This window comes from Actinophytocola sp. (genome assembly GCF_035712165.1).
Classification (GTDB): domain Bacteria; phylum Actinomycetota; class Actinomycetes; order Mycobacteriales; family Pseudonocardiaceae; genus DASYTH01.
Genome location: NZ_DASTBH010000102.1, coordinates 1 through 7,036, shown reverse-complemented (window position 1 = coordinate 7,036; position 7,036 = coordinate 1). Strand labels below are relative to the sequence as shown.

The window sequence follows — 7,036 nt, the reverse complement described above, 5'->3', positions numbered from 1 at the left end:
TCGCCACCGGGCTCGCGCTGCTCCCGCAGGGCGTGATCACCGGCCTGGGCACCGCGCTCGGCCAACGCCTGGCCACCCGGATCACCGTGCGCACCCTGGTCTCCGGCGGCTTCGTCGTGCTCGCGCTCACCAGCGCGGCACTGCTGTTGCTCACCACCGGCACCCCGCTCTGGGTCACCGCCGTGCTGCTGTGCGGCCGCGCCGCCGCGATCGGGTTCGGCATCACCCCGCTGCTGTTCGCGATGCTCGACCCGCTCTCCGACGCCGAACTCGCCGACGGCAACACCGTGTTCTCCATCGCCCAGCGCCTCGGCGGCTCGATCGGAGTCGGCGTGCTCGCCTCACTGTTCGCCACCCGCGCCGCCACCGGCGACGCCGTCACGGCCTTCCACCAGACCGGACTCGTCCTGACCGGGCTGGCCGCAGTCGCCGCCCTGGCATCACTACGCCTCGCCCCGGTCCGCCAACCGGCCCAGCCCTAGCCGGTCAGCGCCTGTGTTTCGCTACGAGCCGTGCCGTGGCTACCGCGATCCAGGTCGCGGTCACCACGTCGAGCAGTCCGGTGATCTCGAACAGGATGTCGTCCGGGGGATAGTGCTCATTGGGGTTGAGGGCGACGTAGCGGTGGGCGGGCGCGTCCAGCAGGTAGACGACGTCCTTGTAGAGATGGGCGTAGGCGCCGTGCAGGCCGCCGAGCAGGATGACCCACACGACGATCGCCACGATCGCGAAGATCCCGAGCGCGATCCGGCGGCCGGATCGGCGCAGGACGTGCAGCGAGCCCAGGGCGATGATCACGGTGGGCGCCAGGATGGCGGGAACGAGCAACCGGTTGGTGGCTGTGGTGGTCAGACCGCCGTAGATGTGATGGACGCTGGTGAGGAGGTAGGCGACCACGATCGCGAGTGCCGCGCTGGTGATCAGTCCGTCGGCCGGTCGCGTCCTCACCACAGCCTGACGATCTCGGCGACCAGCAACAGGGCCAACAGGGTCAGGGCCAACCGCAGTTGCGGCGGCACCTGCCGGCGCCGTTCGTCGAACTCCGGGTCCACCCATCGGGTGGCAGGCAACAGGCCGGCGCCGACCATCGACAACCACACCAGGGCGGTCACGATCACCGCGAGGTGAAAGTGGACGGTCAGGTCGCCGGCGAGCCAGGTCAACCACAGGGCGAGCGCGCCGAGCAGAACGCCGAGGATGATTGTCTGTCCATTGTGGAACTTGGCGTGCGGGGGCCAGTTCGGGTTGCCGAAGTGTTGACGAGCCGTGCCGGGAATGATCACGTCCGCGAGCACGCCCCCGGCCATCGTGGCCAGCGCGACGAGGGAGACCAACCCGTTGGATACAGCGATGTCGAGGTCCACGGCGAAATCATACTAGACCGTATGGTATGATACAATCGTTGAGTGCGACGGACCAACAAACCCGAGGTTATCCGGCAGGCCGCCCAGCACCTGTTCCTTCGCAACGGGCTGCGGGAGACCAGCGTGGATGCCATCGCCGCCGCTGCGCGAGTGACCAAGCAGACGGTGTACCGCTACTACCGAGGCAAGAACGAGCTGTTCGTCGACGCGCTCGGGGGCCTGGTGGCCGAGCAGGTCTCGGTGAGCATCGCCGACGCCCAGCCGGATGCGCCGGTGTCCCCGGCCGAGCTCGAGACCCGGCTGCGCACCGTCGCCGGCCGCATCGTCAACGAAGCACTCGAGCCGACCTACCTGGCCCTGCTGCGCGTGGTCATCACCGAGGCGCCGCAGTTTCCCGACCTGGCACGCCACTTCCGCGAAGTGGTGATCGAGCGGTTCACCACCGACCTCACCAGACTGCTGACCAGCCAGCACGTTGCGCCGATCCTGACGGTGCCCTCCGTCGACACGGCGGTCCGGTTGTTCATCGGCCCGCTGGTCGCCTACCTGATGGAAGCCCTGATGCACGAACCCGACGCCGTCAAACGACGCGCGCACAAGGAACTGCCGGCGCTGATGACCCTGCTCGTCCGCGCCATCGCCGCTCCGGCCTGATCCGGGTCCGCCCTCGGCCTGGCCATCGCCGGCGGCCTCGGTTACCTGCTCGTCCGGCCCAGCTCTTCGTGGCCGGCGACCCCGCCGCGACGCTCGCCAACCTGGTCGAGCGTGAGACGCTCGCCCGCGCCGGGGTCGCCTTCGAACTGCTCGTGGTCGTCACGATAGCGCTCGCCGCCGCGTTCGGCCTCGTCAACGCGGTCGCGATCCTCAGCAGCGCGGCGATGCTCGCCACCGTCCAACTGCTCTACCTCCTCAGCGCGAACCTGGGGGAGGTCGGGGCGTTGCTCTTCGGCCTGTGGCTGATCCCGATGGGCTGGTGCGTGCTCCGCTCCGGGTGGATGCCGCGCGCGCTCGGCTGGGTGCTCATCGCCGGCGGCGCCGCCTACCTGCTCAGCGCGTTCGTGCGCTACCTCCTCCCCGGCGCGCAGGGCGTTGCCGACGCGCTCACCCTGCCCGCGACCGTGGGCGAGGTCTGGATGGTCGGCTACCTGCTCGGGCGCGGTCTGACGGGCGCCACGTCCTTGAGTTCCGCGCCGGTCCGCTGACGCCGGCAACTATCGCTTCGCCGTGGTGGTCAGCGTGTCGGCTACCTGGCCGGCCCAGGCGCGGATTTCGGCGAAGTCACGGGAGTCGCCGGGCATCCGCTTGGCGAGTGACCGGTCGAAGAAGCCGGTCGCCCGGCCCGGGTCGAGTCGCCCGCCGAAGACCGTGGGGGGTTGCGTGCCGATGTGGGCGGCGCGCCTGCGGCCGCCGGGGGAGGCGGTGAGCGTCTCGGGGCGTTTGCCGATCCAGCCGCTTTCGAACAGCCAGACCGGATGCCGCGCCAGTTCGGCGGCGTGCCGCTTGAACCAGCGGGTGGCTTCCGGCCGCCACCGGCCGGCGTAGACCGCGCTGCCGAGGACGACCGCGTCGTAGTAGTCGGGGGAGTCGGCCTCCCGGACGTTGCGCACCTCCGCGCGCAGCCCGCGCTTCTGCAGCTCTTCGCCGATCGCCTCGGCGATGTCTTTGGTCGATCCCATCTTGCTGGCGTAGGCCACTAGTACTCGTGTCATACCTGCACCGTGCGCCGGCGAGTCGCCATGCGGCAGAGCCGCAGGCCCCGTACGGCACAGGACCTCCGTCCTGGACGGACCGGCCCGTACTTCCCTGGGAAAGCGCCCGCGGCGGGATGAGCGTTGAGGTATGACAACGACGACATCTACCGCGATCCGCTTGGACGCGCGGCTGGACGAGCAGCCCAGTCGCGGTCTGTGGCTGGTCAAATGGTTGCTACTGATCCCGCACTTTGTTGTGCTTTCCTTGCTGTGGCTGGCCTTCACCGTGCTCACGGTGATCGCGTTCTTCGCCATCCTGTTCACCGGGCGCTACCCGAGGTCGATCTTCGAGTTCAACGTCGGGGTGCTGCGCTGGACCTGGCGGGTCTGGTGCTACGGCTACGGCGCGCTGGCCACCGACCGGTACCCGCCGTTCAGTCTGGGCGCGGAACCGGACTACCCGGCCACCCTCGACGTCGCCTACCCCGAGCGCCTGTCCCGCGGTCTGGTGCTGGTCAAGTGGTGGCTGCTGGCCCTGCCGCACTACCTGGTGCTGGCCTTCTTCATCGGCAGCGGGTTCGTGCTGTGGCGCTTCGGCGGCGGACTGATCACGCTGCTGGCCGTCATCGCCGGTGTGGTGCTGCTGTTCACCGGCCGCTACCCGCGCGAGATCTTCGACCTCGTCCTGGGCATGGACCGCTGGGTGTTCCGGGTCGGCGTCTACACCGCGCTGATGACCGACGAGTACCCACCGTTCCGGTTGGACACCGGCGGCACCGACCCGGCCGGCCCGCGCGACGAGCAGCCGCGACACGAGCCGGCACCGACACCGGCCGGGTGGACCGCCGGCCGGGTCGCCGGTGTGGTGGTCGGCGCGCTGCTGCTGGTCACCGGACTGGGCGCGGCCGCGGGCGGCGGCACCCTGCTGTGGTTCGACAGCACCCAGCGCGACCAGGCGGGCTACCTCACCACGACCACGCAACACGTCACCGATCCGGGCTACGCGCTGCGGTTCGACGCCGCCGACGTCGTGCACCGCGAGACCGGCGCCCCGGCCGAGGTCACCTGGCTGGGCGAGGTCCGCGCCCGGGCCACCTGGTCCGGCACCGGCCCCTTGTTCGTAGGCATCGGCCGGACCGAGGACGTGGACCGGTACCTGGCCGCGATGCCGCACGGACGCTTCGACGGACGGCCCGCCGCGATGATGCACCCCTGGCGACCGGCCGGCACACGTCCCCTGACCGCTCCGGCAGCGCAGAACTTCTGGGTGGCGTCCACGTCCGGCGCCACACCGCTGTCCCTGACCTGGAACCCACAACCCGGACACTGGTCGCTCGTCGTGATGAACACCAACGCCGGTCCCGGTGTCCGGGCCGATCTCGACTTCGGTGCCACCGCGCCATTCCTAGGCCCGGTCGCGTGGTCGCTGCTCGGTGTCGGCGTTGCCTTTCTGATCGGCGGCGCGTTGCTGGTCGCCGGGACCGTGCGCGTGACTGGGCGAAATTAGCCGAACTCGCCCATAGCGTATAAATTGCCGTTATTTTTGATCGTAGATGAACTAGGGGTTTTAGGTTCTTGACCGATTGGTGACCCGGTCGTTCACTAGGTGCGCCGAAGTATGGATTCCCGCAGCTGGCCGTCCGATGTGGACGCTGCCAACCGCCTCACCGCGCCGTCCCTGTCAGGGCGGAGGGAGATTCGTCATGCTCACCAGGCGCCAGCTCATGAAGGCCGGTCTGATCACCGGCACCGCGACTCTCGTCGGACCGGGGATGATTCGCGCCGGGGCTGATGCGCTGCCGGGCGGCACCCTCGATCCGACCACGCTGCCCAAATATGTGACTCCTTTGTTCATTTTGCCGGCAATGCCCCGGGCCGGCGCCGATTCCGGACTGGATCGGTACAACATCGCGGTCCGACAGTTCGCCCAGCAGATTTTACCCGCCGGCCAGCCGGCCACCCAGGTGTTCGGTTATGGCACGCCCGCCGACGCCGGCACGTTCCACTATCCGGCCTACACGATCGAGGCCCGGGTGGACCGGCCGGTCCGGGTGACCTGGACCAACCAGCTGATGACCCCGTCCGGCTCGTTCCTTCCGCATCTGCTTCCCGTCGATCCCACGCTGCACTGGGCGAACCCGCCCGGCGGCGTGGCCGGCCGAGACAGTCGCCCGACCTTCACCTCGACACCGGGGCCGTACCGTGGGCCGGTGCCGTTCGTCACCCACCTGCACGGCGCGCACGTGACCGAGGAGAGCGACGGCTACCCCGAGGCGTGGTACCTGCCCGCCGCTCGGAACATCCCGTCGGGATTCGCCCGGGTCGGCTCGTTCTACGATCGCTACCGCGCCGAGGCGCGCGACCGTTTCGGGGTCGACTGGAGTCCGGGCAGCGCGATCTTCCAGTACCGCAACGACCAACGCGCGACAGCGCTGTGGTTCCACGGCCACGAACTCGGGCTTACCCGAGCGAACATCTACGCCGGGCTCACCGGCTTCTACCTGCTGCGCGGCGGATCCGGTGACCTGCCGGCCGGGGTGCTGCCCGGTTCGAGGCGGGAGATCCCGCTGGTGATCCAGGATCGCTCGTTCAACGCCGACGGGTCGCTGTTCTTCCCCGCCAGCCGGGACTTCTTCGGCGACGTGCCACCCGGCGGCCCCTACCTGCCGAGGACCGACGTGCCGCCGATCTGGAACCCGGAGTTCTTCGGCAACACCATCGTGGTCAACGGCCGCACCTGGCCGGCGCTGTCGGTCGAGCCGCGCCGATATCGCTTCCGGGTGCTCAACGCGTCCAACACCCGGGTGCTGATGCTCAAGATCGTCAGTAACCCGCTGGCCGCCCGGCCCGCGCAGGCCGCCCTGCCGATGTGGGTGATCGGCGCGGACGGCGGGTTCCTGAACTCGCCGACCCGGGTCGCCTCGCTGCCCGTCGCGGTCGCCGAGCGCTACGACGTGATCGTGGACTTCACCGGTGTTCGGCCGGGCACCCAGCTGTACCTGATCAACGAAGGACCCGACGAGCCGTTCGGCGGCGGCGCTCCGGGAACCGACTTCGAGCCGGCCGACCCGCAGACCACCGGCCAGGTCATGAGATTCACCGTCGGGTCACCGTCCAGCCAGGACACCTCGACCCCACCGGACCAACTCGACCTGCCGGACTTCACCACCCTGGGCCGGACCAACCGGGTCCGCCGCCTGTCGCTCAACGAGATGATGTCGGAGTTCTTCGACGCTCCCGTCATGGCCATGCTCGGCACGCTCAACGACGACGGCACCCCCAACCCGCTGGAATGGTCGTCGCCGGTCACCGAGAACCCGGCGCGCGGCAGCACCGAGGTGTGGGAACTGCACAACTTCACCGAGGACGCCCACCCGATCCACGTGCACCTGGTCCAGTTCGAAGTGCTGGGCCGGCAACCTTTCGGCGGCGCCACCCGACCCCCCGACACCTGGGAACGCGGCACCAAGGACACCGTGATCGCACTACCCCAGGAGATCACCAGGCTCAAGGCCCGCTTCGACATCGCCGGCCGCTACGTCTGGCACTGTCACATCATCGACCACGAGGACAACGAGATGATGCGGCCCTACCAGGTCACCTGACCCCACCGGCGCAACAGGGGGAGTGGTGCCGGGCAGGTTCGGGTCGCGCATGGGGCCGAAGCAGCCGCAGCCGGCGTGGGTGACCGGGCCGAGGCAGGGGGTGCCGTTGGCGACCATGACGCAGGTGATGCACGCGCGTTTGCATGGGGAAGCCCGGCCGGGCGGGGCCTCGGCCGGGCGTGTTGGGTGTGGTGGTCAGATCAGCCAGCGGTTGCGGCGCACGATGTTCAGCCGCTCCCAGCGGTTGCCCAGGCCCCAGTAGCGGCCGGCGTAGAGCGCGGCCAGGGTGAGCAGGACCAGGGCGTAGATGATGTGGTCGTCGAGCAGGGGGTTGGTGGAGCGGGTCAGCTCGCCGGTGGCGGTGTGCTGGGCCAGC

7 protein-coding genes and 2 pseudogenes are annotated in these 7,036 nt (G+C 69.5%); 5 read left to right on the top strand and 4 right to left on the bottom strand.

The annotated features are described in order from the left end of the window. Positions 1-482 (top strand): annotated as a pseudogene (locus VFO68_RS05355) (hypothetical protein); the annotation flags it as partial. Between the two features lie 4 nt (positions 483-486). Here the strand turns inward: VFO68_RS05355 and VFO68_RS05350 are convergent. Together VFO68_RS05350 and VFO68_RS05345 are read right to left on the bottom strand one after the other, a co-directional pair. Further along, the gene (locus VFO68_RS05350; protein ID WP_325157031.1) at positions 487-951 is read right to left on the bottom strand and encodes a hypothetical protein; all 465 of its coding nucleotides are present in this window, start codon (positions 949-951) and stop codon (positions 487-489) included. Next, positions 945-1,364: a DUF6640 family protein gene (locus VFO68_RS05345; protein WP_325157030.1), complete on the bottom strand. Its 420-nt coding sequence runs from the start codon at positions 1,362-1,364 to the stop codon at positions 945-947. Before VFO68_RS05345 ends, VFO68_RS05350 begins: the two co-directional genes overlap by 7 nt. Positions 1,365-1,406: 42 nt before the next feature. On the opposite strand from VFO68_RS05345, the gene VFO68_RS05340 reads away from it, so the two are divergent. Continuing rightward, entirely contained in the window at positions 1,407-2,018 is a 612-nt protein-coding gene (locus tag VFO68_RS05340) for a TetR/AcrR family transcriptional regulator (RefSeq protein WP_325157029.1), read from the top strand. A gap of 68 nt (positions 2,019-2,086) precedes the next feature. Next, the gene (locus tag VFO68_RS05335; protein ID WP_325157028.1) at positions 2,087-2,566 is read left to right on the top strand and encodes a DUF4386 domain-containing protein; all 480 of its coding nucleotides are present in this window, start codon (positions 2,087-2,089) and stop codon (positions 2,564-2,566) included. Positions 2,567-2,575: 9 nt separating this feature from the next. Here the strand turns inward: VFO68_RS05335 and VFO68_RS05330 are convergent, their stop codons facing one another. After that, positions 2,576-3,073, bottom strand: a complete 498-nt coding sequence (locus tag VFO68_RS05330; RefSeq protein ID WP_325157027.1) for a flavodoxin domain-containing protein — start codon at positions 3,071-3,073, stop codon at positions 2,576-2,578. Positions 3,074-3,203: 130 nt separating this feature from the next. Here VFO68_RS05330 and VFO68_RS05325 point away from each other — a divergent pair, with 130 nt between their 5' ends. Together VFO68_RS05325 and VFO68_RS05320 are read left to right on the top strand one after the other, a co-directional pair. Further along, complete coding sequence (locus VFO68_RS05325) at positions 3,204-4,562, top strand: DUF4389 domain-containing protein (RefSeq protein WP_325157026.1); 1,359 nt, start codon at positions 3,204-3,206, stop codon at positions 4,560-4,562. A gap of 196 nt (positions 4,563-4,758) precedes the next feature. Beyond that, a complete protein-coding gene (locus VFO68_RS05320) occupies positions 4,759-6,660 on the top strand; it encodes a multicopper oxidase (RefSeq protein ID WP_325157025.1) in 1,902 nt (633 codons plus the stop codon). Between the two features lie 195 nt (positions 6,661-6,855). Here the strand turns inward: VFO68_RS05320 and VFO68_RS05315 are convergent. Continuing rightward, a pseudogene (locus VFO68_RS05315) lies at positions 6,856-7,036 on the bottom strand (hypothetical protein); the annotation flags it as partial.